Source organism: Exiguobacterium sp. s6 (genome assembly GCF_018618155.1).
Classification (GTDB): domain Bacteria; phylum Bacillota; class Bacilli; order Exiguobacteriales; family Exiguobacteriaceae; genus Exiguobacterium; species Exiguobacterium mexicanum_A.
Genome location: NZ_JACSLN010000001.1, coordinates 2,108,491 through 2,125,226, shown reverse-complemented (window position 1 = coordinate 2,125,226; position 16,736 = coordinate 2,108,491). Strand labels below are relative to the sequence as shown.

Annotated in this window: 13 protein-coding genes, 14 tRNA genes and 2 rRNA genes; 26 read left to right on the top strand and 3 right to left on the bottom strand. The window is 51.0% G+C overall.

Annotation, left to right across the window (positions count from 1 at the left end; all coding sequences use genetic code 11):
* The 15 genes from KNP75_RS10995 to KNP75_RS10925 all read left to right on the top strand — a co-directional run.
* Positions 1-83 (top strand): 23S ribosomal RNA (locus tag KNP75_RS10995); the annotation flags it as partial.
* A gap of 99 nt (positions 84-182) precedes the next feature.
* Positions 183-298, top strand: a 5S ribosomal RNA gene (gene rrf, locus KNP75_RS10990).
* A gap of 8 nt (positions 299-306) precedes the next feature.
* A tRNA-Asn gene (locus KNP75_RS10985) sits at positions 307-381 on the top strand.
* 13 nt (positions 382-394) lie between these two features.
* Positions 395-485 (top strand) — tRNA-Ser (locus KNP75_RS10980).
* 19 nt (positions 486-504) lie between these two features.
* Positions 505-579 (top strand) — tRNA-Glu (locus tag KNP75_RS10975).
* A gap of 18 nt (positions 580-597) precedes the next feature.
* Positions 598-671 (top strand) — tRNA-Met (locus KNP75_RS10970).
* 8 nt (positions 672-679) lie between these two features.
* Positions 680-755: transfer RNA gene (locus KNP75_RS10965), tRNA-Asp, on the top strand.
* Between the two features lie 27 nt (positions 756-782).
* Positions 783-858 (top strand) — tRNA-Phe (locus KNP75_RS10960).
* A gap of 3 nt (positions 859-861) precedes the next feature.
* Positions 862-945, top strand: a tRNA-Tyr gene (locus tag KNP75_RS10955).
* Between the two features lie 3 nt (positions 946-948).
* Positions 949-1,019: transfer RNA gene (locus tag KNP75_RS10950), tRNA-Trp, on the top strand.
* 18 nt (positions 1,020-1,037) lie between these two features.
* Positions 1,038-1,113 (top strand) — tRNA-His (locus KNP75_RS10945).
* A gap of 6 nt (positions 1,114-1,119) precedes the next feature.
* Positions 1,120-1,194: transfer RNA gene (locus tag KNP75_RS10940), tRNA-Gln, on the top strand.
* Positions 1,195-1,198: 4 nt separating this feature from the next.
* Positions 1,199-1,273: transfer RNA gene (locus KNP75_RS10935), tRNA-Gly, on the top strand.
* Between the two features lie 8 nt (positions 1,274-1,281).
* Positions 1,282-1,355 (top strand) — tRNA-Cys (locus KNP75_RS10930).
* Between the two features lie 9 nt (positions 1,356-1,364).
* Positions 1,365-1,445 (top strand) — tRNA-Leu (locus KNP75_RS10925).
* A 164-nt stretch (positions 1,446-1,609) separates the two neighbouring features.
* Here KNP75_RS10925 and KNP75_RS10920 read toward each other — a convergent pair.
* Positions 1,610-2,269: a DUF6241 domain-containing protein gene (locus KNP75_RS10920; protein WP_215190367.1), complete on the bottom strand. Its 660-nt coding sequence runs from the start codon at positions 2,267-2,269 to the stop codon at positions 1,610-1,612.
* A 294-nt stretch (positions 2,270-2,563) separates the two neighbouring features.
* Here KNP75_RS10920 and desA point away from each other — a divergent pair, with 294 nt between their 5' ends.
* The 7 genes from desA (at position 2,564) to KNP75_RS10885 (ending at position 7,685) form a co-directional block, all read left to right on the top strand.
* Positions 2,564-3,583 (top strand): Delta(5) desaturase DesA, encoded by a 1,020-nt coding sequence (gene desA / locus KNP75_RS10915; RefSeq protein WP_034776483.1) that lies wholly within the window; start codon positions 2,564-2,566, stop codon positions 3,581-3,583.
* 225 nt (positions 3,584-3,808) lie between these two features.
* Positions 3,809-3,879: transfer RNA gene (locus tag KNP75_RS10910), tRNA-Gly, on the top strand.
* Between the two features lie 78 nt (positions 3,880-3,957).
* On the top strand, positions 3,958-5,106 hold the full coding sequence (gene queG / locus KNP75_RS10905) for a tRNA epoxyqueuosine(34) reductase QueG (RefSeq protein WP_138860337.1): 1,149 nt from the start codon (positions 3,958-3,960) through the stop codon (positions 5,104-5,106).
* Positions 5,096-5,530 (top strand): methylated-DNA--[protein]-cysteine S-methyltransferase, encoded by a 435-nt coding sequence (locus tag KNP75_RS10900; RefSeq protein WP_215190425.1) that lies wholly within the window; start codon positions 5,096-5,098, stop codon positions 5,528-5,530. Before queG ends, KNP75_RS10900 begins: the two co-directional genes overlap by 11 nt.
* A gap of 10 nt (positions 5,531-5,540) precedes the next feature.
* Positions 5,541-6,014 carry a tRNA (uridine(34)/cytosine(34)/5-carboxymethylaminomethyluridine(34)-2'-O)-methyltransferase TrmL gene (gene trmL, locus KNP75_RS10895; protein ID WP_034776487.1) on the top strand — a complete coding sequence of 158 codons (474 nt, stop codon included), beginning with the start codon at positions 5,541-5,543 and terminating at the stop codon, positions 6,012-6,014.
* Between the two features lie 226 nt (positions 6,015-6,240).
* Complete coding sequence (locus KNP75_RS10890; RefSeq protein ID WP_021066738.1) at positions 6,241-6,798, top strand: DUF5366 family protein; 558 nt, start codon at positions 6,241-6,243, stop codon at positions 6,796-6,798.
* Positions 6,795-7,685: a hypothetical protein gene (locus KNP75_RS10885; protein WP_215190366.1), complete on the top strand. Its 891-nt coding sequence runs from the start codon at positions 6,795-6,797 to the stop codon at positions 7,683-7,685. The genes KNP75_RS10890 and KNP75_RS10885 overlap by 4 nt, the downstream gene beginning before the upstream one ends.
* A gap of 30 nt (positions 7,686-7,715) precedes the next feature.
* On the opposite strand, the gene KNP75_RS10880 is transcribed toward KNP75_RS10885, so the two are convergent.
* Positions 7,716-9,503: a transglycosylase domain-containing protein gene (locus KNP75_RS10880; protein WP_251128240.1), complete on the bottom strand. Its 1,788-nt coding sequence runs from the start codon at positions 9,501-9,503 to the stop codon at positions 7,716-7,718.
* A 152-nt stretch (positions 9,504-9,655) separates the two neighbouring features.
* Between KNP75_RS10880 and KNP75_RS10875 the strand changes: the two genes are divergently transcribed.
* From KNP75_RS10875 to KNP75_RS10860, 4 genes are read left to right on the top strand one after another with little or no spacing between them, the layout of a single operon-like run.
* Positions 9,656-10,810, top strand: a complete 1,155-nt coding sequence (locus tag KNP75_RS10875; RefSeq protein ID WP_034776493.1) for a glucose-1-phosphate adenylyltransferase — start codon at positions 9,656-9,658, stop codon at positions 10,808-10,810.
* 34 nt (positions 10,811-10,844) lie between these two features.
* A complete protein-coding gene (gene glgD, locus KNP75_RS10870; protein ID WP_052090076.1) occupies positions 10,845-11,945 on the top strand; it encodes a glucose-1-phosphate adenylyltransferase subunit GlgD in 1,101 nt (366 codons plus the stop codon).
* Positions 11,946-11,956: 11 nt separating this feature from the next.
* On the top strand, positions 11,957-13,396 hold the full coding sequence (glgA, locus tag KNP75_RS10865) for a glycogen synthase GlgA (protein ID WP_215190364.1): 1,440 nt from the start codon (positions 11,957-11,959) through the stop codon (positions 13,394-13,396).
* Positions 13,397-13,418: 22 nt separating this feature from the next.
* Positions 13,419-15,851, top strand: coding sequence for a glycogen/starch/alpha-glucan phosphorylase (locus KNP75_RS10860; protein ID WP_034776498.1), 2,433 nt, complete (start codon positions 13,419-13,421; stop codon positions 15,849-15,851).
* 17 nt (positions 15,852-15,868) lie between these two features.
* Here KNP75_RS10860 and KNP75_RS10855 read toward each other — a convergent pair whose 3' ends face one another.
* The gene (locus KNP75_RS10855; protein WP_251128239.1) at positions 15,869-16,687 is read right to left on the bottom strand and encodes a sulfurtransferase; all 819 of its coding nucleotides are present in this window, start codon (positions 16,685-16,687) and stop codon (positions 15,869-15,871) included.
* Between the last annotated feature and the right edge of the window lie 49 nt (positions 16,688-16,736).

The window sequence follows — 16,736 nt, the reverse complement described above, 5'->3', positions numbered from 1 at the left end:
AGACGATGAGGTAGATAGGTCATGGGTGGAAGCACGGCGACGTGTGGAGCTGAATGATACTAATCGGTCGAGGCTTTGATCTAGTCTAATGGTTTGTGTGAATTGATGAGTCTTCAGTTTTGAGAGAACGATCTCTTAAAAAATATTGACGTTATGACTAAATAATGTTAATATAATACTTGTCTGGTGGCGATAGCGAAGCGGCCACACCCATTCCCATGCCGAACACGGAAGTTAAGCGCTTCAGCGCCGAAAGTAGTTGGGGGTCTCCCCCTGTGAGGATAGGACGCTGCCAGGCAAGATCGTTCCGCAATAGCTCAGTGGTAGAGCAACCGGCTGTTAACCGGTAGGTCGTAGGTTCAAATCCTACTTGCGGAGCCACTTTTCTCTTTTTGGAGAGCTGTCCGAGTGGCCGAAGGAGCACGATTGGAATTCGTGTAGGCGGCAAAACCGTCTCAAGGGTTCGAATCCCTTGCTCTCCGCCAGTTTTTCAATCCAAGATATGGCCCGTTGGTCAAGCGGTTAAGACACCGCCCTTTCACGGCGGTAACACGGGTTCGAATCCCGTACGGGTCACCATTTAAAGTTTTATATCGTCGCGGGGTGGAGCAGTCTGGTAGCTCGTCGGGCTCATAACCCGAAGGTCGTTGGTTCAAATCCAGCCCCCGCAATTATCAGTGGTCCTGTGGTGTAGTGGTTAACATGCCTGCCTGTCACGCAGGAGATCGCGGGTTCGAATCCCGTCAGGACCGCCATTTTTTTAATTAAATTACTACATACATGGCTTTGTAGCTCAGTTGGTAGAGCAAAGGACTGAAAATCCTTGTGTCGGCGGTTCGATTCCGTCCAAAGCCACCATGTGGGGGGGTAGCGAAGTGGCTAAACGCGGCGGACTGTAAATCCGCTCCCTCGGGTTCGGCGGTTCGAATCCGCCCCCCCCCACCACTTAGGGGCATAGTTTAGCGGTAGAACTACGGTCTCCAAAACCGTCAGCGCGGGTTCGATTCCTGCTGCCCCTGCTTCTTAATATAATTATGGCGATTGTGGCGAAGTGGTTAACGCACCGGATTGTGATTCCGGCATTCGAGGGTTCAATTCCCTTCAGTCGCCCCATTTTATTGGGCTGTAGCCAAGTGGTAAGGCATCGGATTTTGATTCCGACATGCGTAGGTTCGATCCCTTCCAGCCCAGCCATTATGCGGAAGTAGTTCAGTGGTAGAATACGACCTTGCCAAGGTCGGGGTCGCGGGTTCGAATCCCGTCTTCCGCTCCATTCAATTTGGCGCCATAGCCAAGTGGTAAGGCAGAGGACTGCAACTCCTCTATCGTCGGTTCGATTCCGACTGGCGCCTCCAACATAATATGCCGGTGTGGCGGAATTGGTAGACGCGCACGACTCAAAATCGTGTTCCTCTGGAGTGTCGGTTCGACTCCGACCACCGGTATCCGTAGATCCTAGCTGAGGCTAGGGTCTTTTTTTGTGTATCTAAAACCAAGAAGAATGGAGAAAGGGAAACGACGCATAAAGAATAGGGCAGAAGTGTTAAGAAGCTGAACTATGAAAGGTACACTCGTGTCAGAGCTTTTTGCATCAATCAAAAAAGAATCATCATTGAGATGATTCTTTATATGACGTGTACGTCGTTTCTTCCAACGTGTTCAAGTATTCAGGTCCGAAGTTGTTCAAAATAAAGAGTTCTTCTTCATTCTTGGTAGCTAATCCGTTCGAGAACCCTCTACTCGCTTGGAGGAAGTGCAACAAACGATCTTGTTCCTTGTCTGCTTGAGAGAAGTCACCTTGCGACCAGTGATCGAGCATCGTTTTCAATTCCGAGTACATACTGTCACCAATTTTGAATTTAGTTTTTAGGAGCTCCAAATAGTCAGCGGACTGTTGTATATTGTCTGGGGTCATCGGAATCGCTCCCCATTTGGAACGGGCCGATATTTTTTGATGTGTCATCAAGTGCATATTTTTAATCAATCCAGTTCGGCTCGGTTTCTCTTCATTGAAGGAGACCTCCAATTCAACACGCGTCTTTGCGGTGGAGTTGCCTCTCCGATCTAATGGGTCTTCTTTAGAAACTTCGATTTGTAACTCTTTGACTCGCTTTGCATATTTGTCATCAAGGTCTTTATTTTCGACGCCTTGACTCAAATTTTTATAGAACGTATAGCTGACAAAGAAGACTGGGATAAGCAAGATAAAGACGCTCGCCATGATGATTAATCGCTTAGGTGTGATCAAATTTTTTAATTTCTGAAACAATAACATTTCCTCCTATCTCTACATAATTGGAGTCTAACACACTTTATATATTAATAATTCCATATAAGGAATTTTAATGGGAATTATTGAGACTGAAATAATAATTGATTCAATTACTGTTATGGAATGAACGATTTATTCTATATGATGTGATATAATTACCTGGTAATAATATTTTTATGACAAATTGATTCTTATGGCGATGGATGCCGTCGTCACTATCATAGTGTAGTTGGTTTCATATTTCATTTTTGTTGTCGTCAACGCTGTATGCAATTGAGGAGGAAGTTGTACATGAGTAAAGAAAAAATCGCCCAGCTCCGGAAACACGTCTCGCCGTTTGAAAAGGCCGACGTGAAGAAGAGCGTCCGGCAGATGATCAACACGATCCTGCCGTTTCTTGCCGCCTGGATCCTTGCCTATCAGGCGCTCCAAATTTCGGTCTTCTTGACCATCCCGCTCGCCATCGTGGCAGCAGGCTTCGTCGTCCGGATGTTCATCATTTTCCACGACTGCACGCACGGTTCGTTTTTCAAAAATAAGAAAGCGAACGCCATCGTCGGGACGATCATGGGTATCTTGACGTTATTCCCGTATGAGAAGTGGAAACGAGAGCATTCGATTCACCATGCCTCGAGTGGGAATTTAGATAAGCGGGGAGTTGGTGACATTTGGGTCATGACAATCGAAGAGTACGTCGAAGCTTCGAAGTGGACTCGTCTCCAATATCGTCTCTATCGTAACCCGCTCGTCATGTTCGGCCTTGGACCTTTGTTCCTGATCCTTATCACGAGCCGCTTCAACCGGAAAGACGCACGTAAGAAAGAGCGCAACAACACGTATCTCATCAACTTGTCTCTCGTCGTGCTCTACGCACTCGTCATCGCGCTCGTCGGATGGAAAGCATTCTTGATCGTTCAAGGAACGACGATGTTCACGGCAGGTGTCCTCGGGATTTGGTTGTTCTATGTCCAACATACGTTCGAAGACTCGTATTTCGAGGACGAGAGCGAATGGGATTATGTGAAAGCAGCAATTGAAGGGAGCTCGTATTACGAGTTGCCTAAAGTGTTGCAGTGGGTGACGGGAAACATTGGTTTCCATCACGTGCATCATTTGAGCCCACGCGTACCGAACTATAACCTTGAACAAGCCCATACGGCGACACCGCCGCTCCAGAAAGCGACGACGATTGGTCTGTTCTCTAGTTTGAAATCGCTGCGCTATAAACTATATGATGCTAAAAACAAGACGTTCGTCACGTTCCGAGATATTAAACATTTGCTTCGGGAACCAAAAACATCGTCATTGTAATAGAACTTCCTGCCGACAGAGTCGGCAGGATATTTTTATACCGCGACGTTTATCTTATAGTGAGATATGGTTTGAAGAAGAGAGATAAGGGAATTATATGTATTCATACACCATAAGTATAGATTTCATAAGCTATCAAATAAATTTTTTCAAAAGTATTGACTTCCTAAAGGTATAGATGTATATTGATTGTAGTCGCTTTTACAGACGACTCATTTGAACCATGCGGGTGTAGTTTAATGGTAAAACCTCAGCCTTCCAAGCTGATGACGAGAGTTCGATTCTCTTCACCCGCTTCATCATCTCTCTGCCGACTGGCGGGGAGATTTTTTGTATGCGAAAATAGACACGAAAGAGGTGATTCGATGAACGGGATGGACCCGGAGACACTCAAACAGAAGATTGTAGCATATGCGACGACGATCGGGATTGACGAGTTGAAAGTGACGACCGCCGACCCGTTCATCGTCATGAAGCAACGTCTCGTGAAGCAGCAAGAGAAGGGATTCGCCTCGGGGTTCGAGGAGCCTGACTTGGACAAACGGACGACGCCGACGCTGTTGCTCGACGAGGCGCAGTCGATCATCGCCATCGCCATCGCGTATCCGAGCAAATTGAAAGATGCGCCGCGAAGTGTTGCCGATGAACGGCGGGGCTTGTTCGCCCGGGCATCGTGGGGGCTCGACTACCATCGCGCCGTCGGCTCAAGGCTTGAGCAACTGCAAGCGTATATTGAACAGCTCGTCCCGGGCGTCCGGACACGCTCGATGGTCGACACGGGAGAACTCGTCGACCGTGCCGTCGCCGAACGGGCCGGAATCGGCTTCAGCGGCAAGAACTGTTCCATCATTTCGCCCGAGAAGGGGTCGTACCTTTATTTAGGGGAGATGATCCTGGACACATACTTACCACCGGACGAGATGATTGAGGACGGATGCGGAGAATGTACGAAATGTATGACGGCTTGTCCGACGACGGCACTCATCGAACCAGGTGTCCTCGATGCCAAGCGTTGTATCGCCTATTTGACGCAAATGAAGACACTTATGCCACGCGAGTTTCGTTCGAAGCTCGGCGGGCGGCTTTACGGTTGCGACACGTGCCAACAAGTCTGTCCGTATAATCGGAAAAAAGATTGGCGCCATCATGAGGAACTGCTTCCTGAAGCTGAAATCGTCAAACCGTTGCTCGTCCCGTTACTGAACTTGAGCAATCGGGAGTTCAAAGCGAAGTTTGGCCATCTGTCTGGCGCATGGCGCGGCAAAAAGCCGATTCAGCGAAATGCGATTTTAGCGTTGGCCCATTATCGGGAACCATCGGCCGTGCCGGTGCTCGAAGACTTTATTCGACAAGATGAGCGCGAAGACATGCGGGCGACGGCCGTCTGGGCGATCGGTGCGATTCTCGGAGCCGAAGCCGAGACGATTTATCGACAAATAGAGTCGACGGAGACGTCTGAGCTCGTACATGAAGAGATTCGATTGTTCCGAGAGGAGTGGGACCGTGAAGACCGTGTCATCTAAATGGGGTACATTGGCGTATGAATTGAACGCGCAAGGGAAGCTATGCGCGTTAGATTTTGCGGAGACGGAAGCAGATGACGGATCGGCGCCGAGTTGGCTGACCGACCTGATTGAACGCGTGGAGCAAAATGGGCTTCAATCGTCTGACCGCGAGTGGATCGAGATGAATGGGACCGTCTTCCAACAAGAAGTATGGGATGCGTTATTGACGATCCCATTCGGGGAAACGCGTTCGTATAAACAAATCGCTGAACAAATCGGCCGCCCGAAAGCGGTTCGGGCGGTTGGCCAGGCGCTGAACCGCAATCCGTTGCCCGTCATTTTCCCATGCCATCGCGTCGTCGGCAGCGGAGGGCAACTGACCGGGTTCGGAGGCGGCCTTCATCAAAAACAACGATTACTTGATCTCGAACAAGTGAAGTGAGGAGTAGATTATGGCAATCCATGTAGTAATGTTCCAACCAGAAATCCCGGCAAATACGGGTAACGTCTCGCGCACATGTGCGGCGACGAATTCCGTGCTCCATTTGATTCGTCCGTTAGGTTTCTCGACGGACGACAAAATGCTCAAACGGGCCGGGCTCGACTATTGGCAATTCGTCGACGTCCGTTATCACGACTCGCTCGATGAACTGTGGGCCAAACACCCGGACGGAGAGTTCTTCTACATTACCAAGTATGGGGAACAGTACCCAAGTGACCTCGATGTGTCTGCGGTTGATAAAGATTATTTCTTTGTCTTCGGACGCGAGACAAAAGGTTTGCCGATGGAAGTGATCGAGGACAACCTCGACCGCTGCATCCGTTTACCCCAATCGAACCTCGTTCGGTCACTCAACGTCTCAAACACGGCGGCCATCATCGTTTATGAGGCGCTCCGTCAACAAGGATATGCTGGATTGAAATAAAAAAAGAGCCGGATTCGTGAGAATCTCGGCTCTTATTGATTACCTTCAGGTTTTCTGTTGTATCCAGCTGTGAAGATAGCTGCGAGGAAGACGACGCTGATTCCGACCATTAGTAACAAACCCATCTAAAAATCCCCCTTTTGTTCTCCGTGACTACGAATATTATAATATACTTGATAATAGATTTGCACTGAATATGAGAAATTCTTGTGAAATTGGAGCCGATATGAAAACAAACGTGTACTTGTTAAGCTATGCCCCGTTGATTGGAATCATTCTATTCTCGATGTCGCTCGCCATTGCCACGAGTGAGTATGTGATTCAATGGCTGACGCGTGTCGGCGTGTACAGCGAAATCATCGCCTTGTTGTCCGTCCAAGAGTCGAAAGTGCTCGTGCTCGTCGTGTTCTTTACCATTTACTTTATGCTGTTCAGCGCCTTCAAGCTCGTCGCCGACACGTTCAACCAACTCGGGTTCGCATTCTTTGCGCGTGAGACGAACGGTAGCTCGTTGCATCGGTTGAAGCCAGGCGCGACGATTTTTCTCGTCGGCTCAGGGATTAGCTTCTTGTTTTTAAATTCGCTGCTTGCGGTCATTGCGGTGCTGCTCGGCACGTTCGTTCTCTATTTGTTCTATTACATATGGCAAGTCAGCCAGTTGATGTCGACGTTTCGTGCCATCGGTCTACTGTTAATTCAAGCGATGATGTGGGCGATTCTTTTGAGCGGCCTCGCTTGGGCCATGCTCCGCTTGTTTAACTCGGTCGGGGATATCATCCTATGACGGTGAACACGAAGATTTCCCTCATCCCGGCCGAAGAAGTCGTCCAGGAGTGGATGTCGTCGATGGTGCCACCGATGGACTTGTTTATGGCGGACGAGCATCTCGTGACGCAATTAGGCGCACAGGTGTCAGTGTTGATCATCCCGAAAGCAGAATTTGACATACACCCGTCTTACCGGGACGTCCGAGTCGCCAACGCCTATACGTATTGGACGATTGATCGGGAAGTGTCGTACGTCTTGCATGCGCCGCCTGGTTGGATCGAGACATTGCCGCCAGAGGTGAGGCGCGAGTTGCTTGCCTATCAAGTCACGGTCGGACGGGGGCTCGTTTTCCCGGCGACTGACATGGAAATCGATTCGTTGGCGACTTCGATTGTGACGGTAGACGATGTGCCGTATCTCATCTTACATCAGTCAGCCTTTCAGGTGATGCCAGACGAGATGCGTCGTCAACTGACGTTTGAGTACGCCAAAGCTTGGGACGAGTGGACGGCGAGTTCTATTCCCGATACTTGCCCTGACCATGTGCGACGCCTTGCCAACACCTTCCCGGTCACGTCAGGCAGCAATTGCCTCGCGGCGACGCTGTTCGCAGTGACAGGTGCGGAGTGGATCGCTTCGCAATGGGTCCATCCTGGCACATTCCTCCAGACGCTCGGTCAGGCTGGTTACATGAGAACCGAGTCGGAACTGACCGAACGAGGGGATGTGCTCACGTTCGTCGATGAGGCAGGGCGTGTCCAACACGCGACATACTGCATCGGCGCCGGACTCTTCTTCAACAAGAACGGACAGACGCTGTTCAATCCGTGGAAACTGATTCAACAACATGAACTGTTCGAGGCATGGGGGGACTACACGTGCCAGACGTATCGACGACCATAAAAAGCCAGGGACAACGATGTCCCTGGCTTTTTAGCGATGTGCTTCCGTCCAAACGATAGCAGGATAGGCCCGGTTGGCGAGTTCCGGGAACGGCCGCGGCGTGTCGGCGCCGAGCCAGATAGCCGTGATTGTCTCATCGGTCAAGCCGACGTACCACATGTCCTTATGCGAGTTCGTCGTACCGGTCTTGCCGCCGACATAAGGACGTTTGATTTGACCGGCATACCGTCCGGTCCCGTACGTCGTGACGGAAGACAACGCCTCGCGCATCGTCGCGACGGTCGATTTCGACCAGACGGCTTGTTGTGTCACGCTTGGCGTGAGCGTTGGGGCTCCCGACTCGAAACGAATCTGTTTGATGGTTTGACCTGACACGTACACCCCTTGATTTAAGAACGGCGTATAGGCGGCGGCGAGTTCTTTCGGTGACACACCTTGGGTCAATCCGCCGAGCGCACTGGCCAGGCTGTTATCCGTTTTAGCGTCCCATTGGCTGAACATTAGGTCGGCCGTGGCGAACGCCGTTTCCTGGTCAATCGCGGTGAAGGCAGCGAGCGCCGGCGTGTTGTAAGAATACGCGACCGTATCACGGAACGATACATCGCCGAGGACGCGATTGCCGCTGTTCGTCGGACAATATGTTCCGTAACAGACCGGCCGGCCGTCAAGGATCGTATCGAGTTTCGCACCGGTCTCTTCGATGAAAGGCGCGAAGACGAGGACCGGCTTGATGGCCGACCCGGGTTGACGGAACGCTTGCGTGGCCCGGTTGAATTCACCGCTCTGAGTCATTTCTGAATCAACGAGGGCGACGATCCGGCCTTTCGGCGTCAATTCAGCATAGCCACCGTTTAAACCGTTCGGCAGTTTCGTCATCACTTGTTTTGCTTGTTGCTGTCGGGCGACAGACAGATACGTGTCGATCGTCGCTTGATTCGTCGCCAAGTAGTCTCTGGCCGCGTCTTCATCGAGATCGTAACGTGAGCGGACGAGTCGAATCGCTTCTTTCATGACCGTATCCATATAATCGGGATAGCGGACGACGTGCTGGCGATAGGTCGCCTTCAGCTTCACACCATGGTGCGTCTCGTAAGCTTGCTTCGATAGCACGCCGGCATCCCGCAGTTGAGTGAGGATGCGGTCCTTACGCTCATAAAATCCAGATGAAGGTTGGAGCGGATCATAGAGGGATGGATTGTTTGGTACGGTCAACAGGAAAGCGATTTGATTCCAATTTAAATCTTCGAGCGGACGAGCGAAGTACGTATCGGCCGCTGCTTGGATACCATAAACGTTATGTCCAAAGAAGATGACGTTACTGTAGGCGGTCATAATTTCTTTCTTACTATATTGTTTTTCTAGGGCTCGAGCGAGTAAAAGTTCTTTCACTTTACGTTCATATGTCCGCTCGTGCGTCAAATACACGTTACGAGCCAACTGCTGCGTGATCGTACTTCCGCCCTGTAATGACGATTCATTGGCGTTGTGAATGAACGCCCGAGCGATCCCGCCGAGGTCGTACCCGGGGTGGGCGTTGAACTTACGATCTTCGATGACCATGATCGCCTCACGGATATGGGCCGGCAAGCGGGCGACGGAGACGTCATCACGTCGGCCGCTCAAATAGAGCTGTTCTGTCCCGCCTTTATACGTCAATGTGACGGCATGCTTCGAAGCGAGCGGGGCCGCATCGACCGTCTTTTCGCCCCACGTCAAAATCTGCTTTGTCTGTTCAATCTCCTCTTTCAACGCCCCGCTGATTGTCAGACCGGCGGCTAGCAAACCGGCAAAAAATAGTGTCCCAATCCACGCTCGCATCGTCTCACCTCTCTCTTTATTCATTATATCGTCAATCTTTCGATAAAATTCAAAATGTAAACGTTATCATATAATAATTTGAGCAGGAATACATTAGGAAATAGAGAAAGAGGGTAATAGATGTTTATATTATGAATTTAGGAGGCTGTACTATGAAGCAAGAAATGGTTGCGATGCTCCTCGCAGGAGGAGAAGGGAAACGACTCGGGCCTCTCACACAGAAGACAGCGAAGCCTGCTGTCAACTTTGGAGGGAAGTACCGGATCATCGATTTTCCATTATCGAACTGTACCAATTCGGGAATCACGACGGTGGGCGTGTTAACACAATATGAACCGCTTGAGTTGAACCGTTACCTAGGCATCGGGTCGGCCTGGGACTTGGACCGCCGCAATGGAGGCTTGGCCATCTTACCGCCATACCAAGCGCAGTCGGGAAAAAACTGGTACGAAGGTACGGCCAATGCGATTTATCGGAACTTGAGCTATATCGACGATTACGATCCGGAGTACGTGTTGATTCTATCGGGGGACCACATTTACAAGATGGATTATGAGAAGATGCTCGATTTCCATAAAGAGAAGCAAGCAGACGTCACGATTTCAGTTATGGAAGTCCCTTGGGATGAAGCACCGCGTTTCGGGATCTTGAACACGAGCGATGACCTTCGCATCAATGAGTTCGATGAGAAGCCGGAGAAACCGAAGAGCAACTTGGCTTCGATGGGGATTTATATCTTCAACTGGAAAGTGCTACGGGAGCACTTGATTCAAGATGCGGAAGACGAGACATCAAGCTTCGACTTCGGTAAAAACATCATTCCGAACACGCTCCTCGACGGTTTAGACGTGTTCGCGTATAAATTCAAAGGTTACTGGAAAGACGTCGGGACGATTCAATCGCTTTGGGAAGCCAACATGGACTTACTCGAAGAAGATCCACCGTTTGATCTATATGATCCGGACTTTAAAATCTACTCGGTCAACCCGAACCAGACGCCACAGTTCATCGGCAAAGATGCCTGTGTCGAACAGTCGGTCATCAATGAAGGTTGCCGGATTGAGGGCGAAGTTCAACATTCAGTTTTGTTCTATGATGTGCGCGTCGGTGAAGGCTCGCTCGTCAAAGACTCGGTTATCATGCCTGGAGCACGAATCGGAAAAGATGTAACGATTCATAGAGCCATCGTCGCGAGCTGTGCCGTCATTGAGGACGGTGCGACGGTCGGTGAGCCGGGTGGTGAGATCGTTGTCATTGAACCACATGAAAATATCGAGAGCGGCACAGTCTTCAAACAACGTGCTTAATTTAAAAAAAGACCGACGCAAGGAGGCGTTACTGTTGACGAATGATTTGTTAGGGGTCATCAACTTAGGGACCGAAGAGGGCTTGTTTCCAGAATTTACGGGGCATCGCAATTTAGCTGCTGTCCCGTTCTCTGGGCGTTATCGCCTGATTGATTTTACATTGACGAATATGATTACCCAAGGCATCAACCAAGTGGGTATTTTCACGCTCGATAAGTATCGCTCGCTCATGGATCACTTGGGTTCAGGGAAAGAATGGGATTTGGACCGTTCGCAAGGCGGGCTACACATCTTCCCGCCGGCGCTCAAGCCTGACGGGGAAGCGTACCTCGGCGACTTGGCCAACTTCTCGATGCACCGCGAACACTTCGTACGCAGCAAACAGCCGTACGTCGTGATCACCGGATCGAACGTGTTGACGACGATCGACTTCCAAGACATGCTCGAGCATCATAAATCGATGGGCGCGGACATCACGCTCGGCTATGCCGCTCACGAACAAAAATGCGGCTATTGCCGCCCGATTCGTCTCGGCGAAAACGACCGTGTCGTCGGCATCGGTGAGCGCGGATACACCCCGGACGATGAGTATACGTATACCGAGACGATCATCATGTCGAAAAACTTGTTCCTTCGTCTCGTCGACGAAGCGACGTCAAGAGGCGAGTACGATTTGCTCGACGGTGTCATCCGTCCGCAGCTTCATCGTCTGCACGTACACGGCTATCACTATACTGGAAAAATGCAGGTGATTCATTCTGTCCTTTCATACTATAATGAAAGTATGCGCTTACTTCGTCAGGAAGGGATTATCTATGACTTCCCGCATATCTATACGAAGATTAAACATGAGCCGCCGACCCGTTATTTGAAAGGGTCGAAAGTGAATGAAGCGCTCGTTGCAAACGGCTGTAAAATCAGCGGAGAAGTTCAAAACAGTATTCTCTTCCGCGGTGTCGTCGTCAGTGAGCACGCCCGTGTCAAAAACTCAATCATTTTATCCAAGTCGATCATCGAAGAAGGCGCTGTCGTCGAGAACGCCATTTTAGATAAAGAAGTGGTCGTCAAACGAGGACAAGTCATTCGAGGTACGGTCGACGAACCGATCGTCATCGGAAAACGGACAACGGTTTAAAGGGGGATATTATGAAAATATGGTATGTCGCTTCAGAAGCGGCACCGTTCATGAAAACGGGGGGGCTTGCCGATGTCATCGGCTCGCTCCCTCAAGCGGTGTCTGGCCTCGGTGAAGATGTGAGTGTCGTTATGCCGAAGTATGGCTCGATTGCTCAGGAATATGTGGACGAGATGGAGTATCTATTCGACTTGATCGTACCGGTCGGATGGCGCAAGCAGTTTGGTGCCGTCCTGAAACTTGTGCGCGATGGGGTCACGTTCTACTTTATCGATAACGAGTACTATTTCAAACGGGAAGGCGTGCTCTACGGCCATTACGATGATGCCGAGCGGTTCGCATTCTTCTCTCGGGCCGTCCTTGAGATGATCGGGAAACTCGAAGCAGAGGAGATCCCGGACGTGCTCCATTGTCACGACTGGCAAACGGGCGTCGTCCCGGCCTTTTTACGGATTCATTATCAACACCTCGAGGCGTATCAACGCATCCGTACGGTGTTCACCATCCATAACCTGCAATATCAAGGCATCTTCCCGGAAGCGGTCCTCGGCGAGCTGTTACAGTTCGGTCCGGAACACTTCACAGCAGAAGGGATTCAACATAACGGTCTCGTCAACTACATGAAGGCCGGAATCGTTCATTCCGATCAAATCACGACGGTCAGTCCGTCGTATCGCGACGAGATTATGGAACCGTACTACGGGGAAGGACTCGACGCGGCGCTTCGATACCGGTCAGTTGACGTCCGGGGCATTTTGAACGGCCTTGATTTGGCGACGAACGACCCGAGCATGGACAAGCGCATCGCGCAAACGTATGACCTCGATACGGTGAAGGAAGGGAAGCTCGTCAACAAGCGCGTCCTGCAAGAGCGGTTTGGTCTCGAAGTACGTGACGACATCATGTTGATTGGCTTTGTCAGTCGACTCGTCGAGCAAAAAGGGCTCGATTTGATCGAAGCCGTGAGTGAAGAGCTCGGAAACTTGGACTGTCAGTTCGTCTTCCTCGGATCGGGTCAACCCGAATACGAGGGCATCGTTCACGAGATGACGGCGACGCATCCAGGCAAGGTCGGGTCGTATATCGGCTTCGACATTGAACTCGCACACTTGATTTACGCGGGATCGGATGCATTCCTCATGCCGTCGCGCTTTGAGCCGTGCGGTCTGAGCCAACTTATCTCGATGCGCTATGGGACGCTCCCGATCGTCCGCGAGACGGGTGGGTTACGCGACACGGTCAAGCCGTATAATGAGTACACACAAGAGGGTACGGGATTTGGTTTCTTGAATTACAACGCCCACGAGATGCTCGCGACGATTGAGAAATCGATTCGTGTCTTCTACGACGACAACAATTGGAACGCCCTCGTCCATCAAGCGATGACTGCGGACTTCAGCTGGAAACAATCCGCGAAGCAATACCGTGAGTTGTATCACCTATTCGCATGACCGGAAGGAGTTTTACACACATATGTTTACAGATAAACAGAGCTTCGTCACTTCATTTCAAGAGAGATTCGTCGCATTAAACGGGAAGTCGTTTGATGAAGGGACCGAGCAGGAAGTGTATCAAACGTTGGCAACGATGGTGCGCGAACAGGCGATCCCGAAATGGATCAACACCCGCGACAAGCACGAAGAAAAACAGAGTAAACAAGTCATTTATTTCTCACTTGAATTTTTACTCGGCCGTTTTCTGTATAACAACCTGCTCAGCATGGACGTCTTAGAAGTCGTGCAAGAGGGGTTAGACGAACTTGGTTTCAACTTCACCGACATCACGGAATATGAACCGGAACCGGGTCTCGGGAATGGCGGGCTTGGTCGTTTGGCGGCATGTTTCCTCGATTCACTCGCCGCGCTCAGCCTGCCTGGGCACGGGAACGGGATTCGTTACCGTTACGGCTTGTTCAAACAAAAGATCGTCGACGGCTATCAAGTCGAGTTGCCGGACAACTGGCTCCGTGATGGCAACATGTGGGAGACACGCCGGGCTGACCGAGCTGTCGACGTCAATTTCGGCGGTTGGATCGAGATGCGACAAATTGGGGACCGGCTTCGCGTCGTCCACCATCCGGATGAAGTCGTCCGAGCCGTGCCTTACGACATGCCGATCATCGGCTACAAAAACGATGTCGTCAATACGCTCCGTCTTTGGAACGCCGAGTCACCGTTTGATGACGAGGAGTACATGGAACGGACGAAAGGTTCGTACAAAGACTTGCTCAAATACAAGCAGTCGATTGCGACCATCTCTGAGTTCCTCTACCCGGACGATACGACATATGAAGGAAAAGTGTTGCGCTTGAAGCAACAGTACTTCTTCGTTTCGGCGGGCGTTCAGTCAATGATCGCGTCTTACTTACGTCATAATAAATCATTGAAGCACTTAGGCGACCATTACGCCGTCCACATCAATGACACGCATCCGGTCGTGGCCATCCCCGAACTCATGCGCATCTTGATGGACGACCACGGTTACGGATGGGATGAGGCTTGGCGTGTGACGAAGAGCGTCATGTCATTCACGAACCACACGCTTCTCGCCGAGGCACTCGAGAAGTGGCCGGTCGAGATGTATGAACGGCTATTGCCGCGCATCTATCAAATCATCACGGAAATCAATCGTCGCTTCTGTAAAGATGTGCTCGTCAACTATCCACATCTCGAGCCGCACATGGGCGAGATTGCGATCGTGTCGAACCAACACATCAACATGGCGAACCTTGCCGTCGTCGGCTCGCACTCGACGAACGGGGTCGCCCGCATCCATACCGATATTTTGAAGCAACGTGAGATGCGTCATTTGTATGAGATGTTCCCGCTTCGCTTCAACAACAAGACGAACGGGATCACGCATCGTCGCTGGCTGCTCAAGTCAAATCCGCGACTCTCGAACTTGATCACCGATGCGATCGGTTCGTCATGGATCGAACACCCGAACGATCTTGAGAAGTTGATGGGTGTGTCAAAAGACGCGAGCTTCCAAGAGCAAGTCATGAACGTGAAGCAACAGAACAAACTTGACCTCGCCGGCTACATTCAAGCAGAGACGGGCATCGCCGTCGATCCGGAGTCGATTTTTGACGTTCAAGTCAAGCGGCTCCACGCTTATAAACGTCAATTGATGGACGCGATGCATATCCACGCGCTCTATCAGAAGATTCAAGCGGACCCGACGTTCACGATGGTGCCACGGACATTCATCTTCGGTGCGAAGGCGGCGCCAGGTTACTATTACGCGAAAGAAGTCATTCGCTATATCAACGCGCTCGCAGCCATGATTAACAACGATAAGCGGGCGAGCCGCTTCATCAAGATCGTCTTCCTCGAGAACTACCGCGTCTCGATGGCGGAGCGAATCTTCCCAGGTTCGGATTTGAGTGAACAGATTTCGACGGCGAGCTACGAGGCGTCAGGTACCGGCAACATGAAGTTCATGATGAACGGTGCGCTCACAATCGGGACGCTCGACGGGGCCAATATCGAGATTCGCGATGCGGTCGGGGACGATCACATCTTCATCTTCGGATTGACACCGCAAGAAGTCATGAACTACAAGAAGTTCGGCGGTTATCATGCGGCCGACATCTACCATGCGAACACGGAAGTGCGTAACGTCGTCGATGCCCTCGTCAACGGAACGTTCGACAAGGTCGGAGAATACCAATTCCAAGCCATCTTCGACTCGCTTCTCGTCTATAATGATGATTTCCTAGTGTTGAAAGATTTCGCGTCTTACATGCAGGCGCAACGACGCGTCGACGAGGTGTTCTCGGACAAAGCACGCTGGGCCGAGAGTTCAATCGTCAACACGGCCAAATCGGGAATCTTCTCGAGTGACCGGACGATCACTGAATACGCGAACGCCGTCTGGAACATCAAACCGACGAGCGTGAAATAAAAAAAGCGATCCACCCGTTACGGGTGGACCGTGTTTTCTGGATAACTGATCCAATCAGAGTAAGACCCTGGGTACAGCCGGACGTCATCTTTACCGAGGGCGTGTAACGCCAAAATGTTCACGCAGGCGGTGACTCCGCTCCCGCAATAGAAGATGGGGTTGGGGACGTCGAGGACGTTGGCGTACAGCTCTCTCAAATCATGAAAATCTTGAAGTGTGCCGAGGTCGGTGACGGCTTCGGTATACGGACAAAGGACGGCGTTCGGGATATGGCCCGGTTTGCGATCAATCGGTTCATGACTGCCGTCGTACCGGTCGGCCGTCCGTGAATCATAGAGCCCGCCCGTGACCGTGGCGGCACGGACGTCTTCAATCGTCGCAATCATCTCGTCTTGGAACGCTGGGACGTAATCTGAGGCGGGGTAGGACGGAACGTCCGTCGTCGTCTCGCCGCAGTAAGTGATTCCGGACTGAATCCCGCCCTCGAGCACGATGACACGCTCATGGCCGGCCCATTTGAATAACCACCAAGCACGGGCGGCATAAGGGAATCCGTCATCGTAAATGATGATCAAGTCATCTTTTTGAATCCCGATCCGGCGAAGCGTCTCGGTCCATGCTTCTTTTGACGGCAGTGGATGGCGCCCGCCGTGAATGGACACGGGACCGGATAAATCTTCCATCAAATCGAGGAAGACGGCGTTCGGGAGATGCCCCTGTCGATACACATACTTTCCGTATGAGGCGTCGTTTAATGAATAACGACAATCAATAAAGCGAATCGAGTCCGTATGGACGATGTGTTTCAATTCTTGGGCACGCATAGTTGGAAACATAGTATCACCTCGAAGTTTCGTTACTCCCATCGTATACAAGATGGAACAA

Excerpts from the sequence above, each read along its gene's own strand:
- KNP75_RS10885 (WP_215190366.1), top strand. The coding sequence starts at position 6,795 with ATGACGGTGAACACGAAGATTTCCCTCATCCCGGCCGAAGAAGTCGTC.
- trmL (WP_034776487.1), top strand. The coding sequence starts at position 5,541 with ATGGCAATCCATGTAGTAATGTTCCAACCAGAAATCCCGGCAAATACG.
- KNP75_RS10880 (WP_251128240.1), bottom strand. The coding sequence starts at position 9,503 with ATGCGAGCGTGGATTGGGACACTATTTTTTGCCGGTTTGCTAGCCGCC.
- queG (WP_138860337.1), top strand. The coding sequence starts at position 3,958 with ATGGACCCGGAGACACTCAAACAGAAGATTGTAGCATATGCGACGACG.
- KNP75_RS10855 (WP_251128239.1), bottom strand. The coding sequence starts at position 16,687 with ATGTTTCCAACTATGCGTGCCCAAGAATTGAAACACATCGTCCATACG.
- desA (WP_034776483.1), top strand. The coding sequence starts at position 2,564 with ATGAGTAAAGAAAAAATCGCCCAGCTCCGGAAACACGTCTCGCCGTTT.
- glgA (WP_215190364.1), top strand. The coding sequence starts at position 11,957 with ATGAAAATATGGTATGTCGCTTCAGAAGCGGCACCGTTCATGAAAACG.
- KNP75_RS10875 (WP_034776493.1), top strand. The coding sequence starts at position 9,656 with ATGAAGCAAGAAATGGTTGCGATGCTCCTCGCAGGAGGAGAAGGGAAA.
- KNP75_RS10890 (WP_021066738.1), top strand. The coding sequence starts at position 6,241 with ATGAAAACAAACGTGTACTTGTTAAGCTATGCCCCGTTGATTGGAATC.
- KNP75_RS10860 (WP_034776498.1), top strand. The coding sequence starts at position 13,419 with ATGTTTACAGATAAACAGAGCTTCGTCACTTCATTTCAAGAGAGATTC.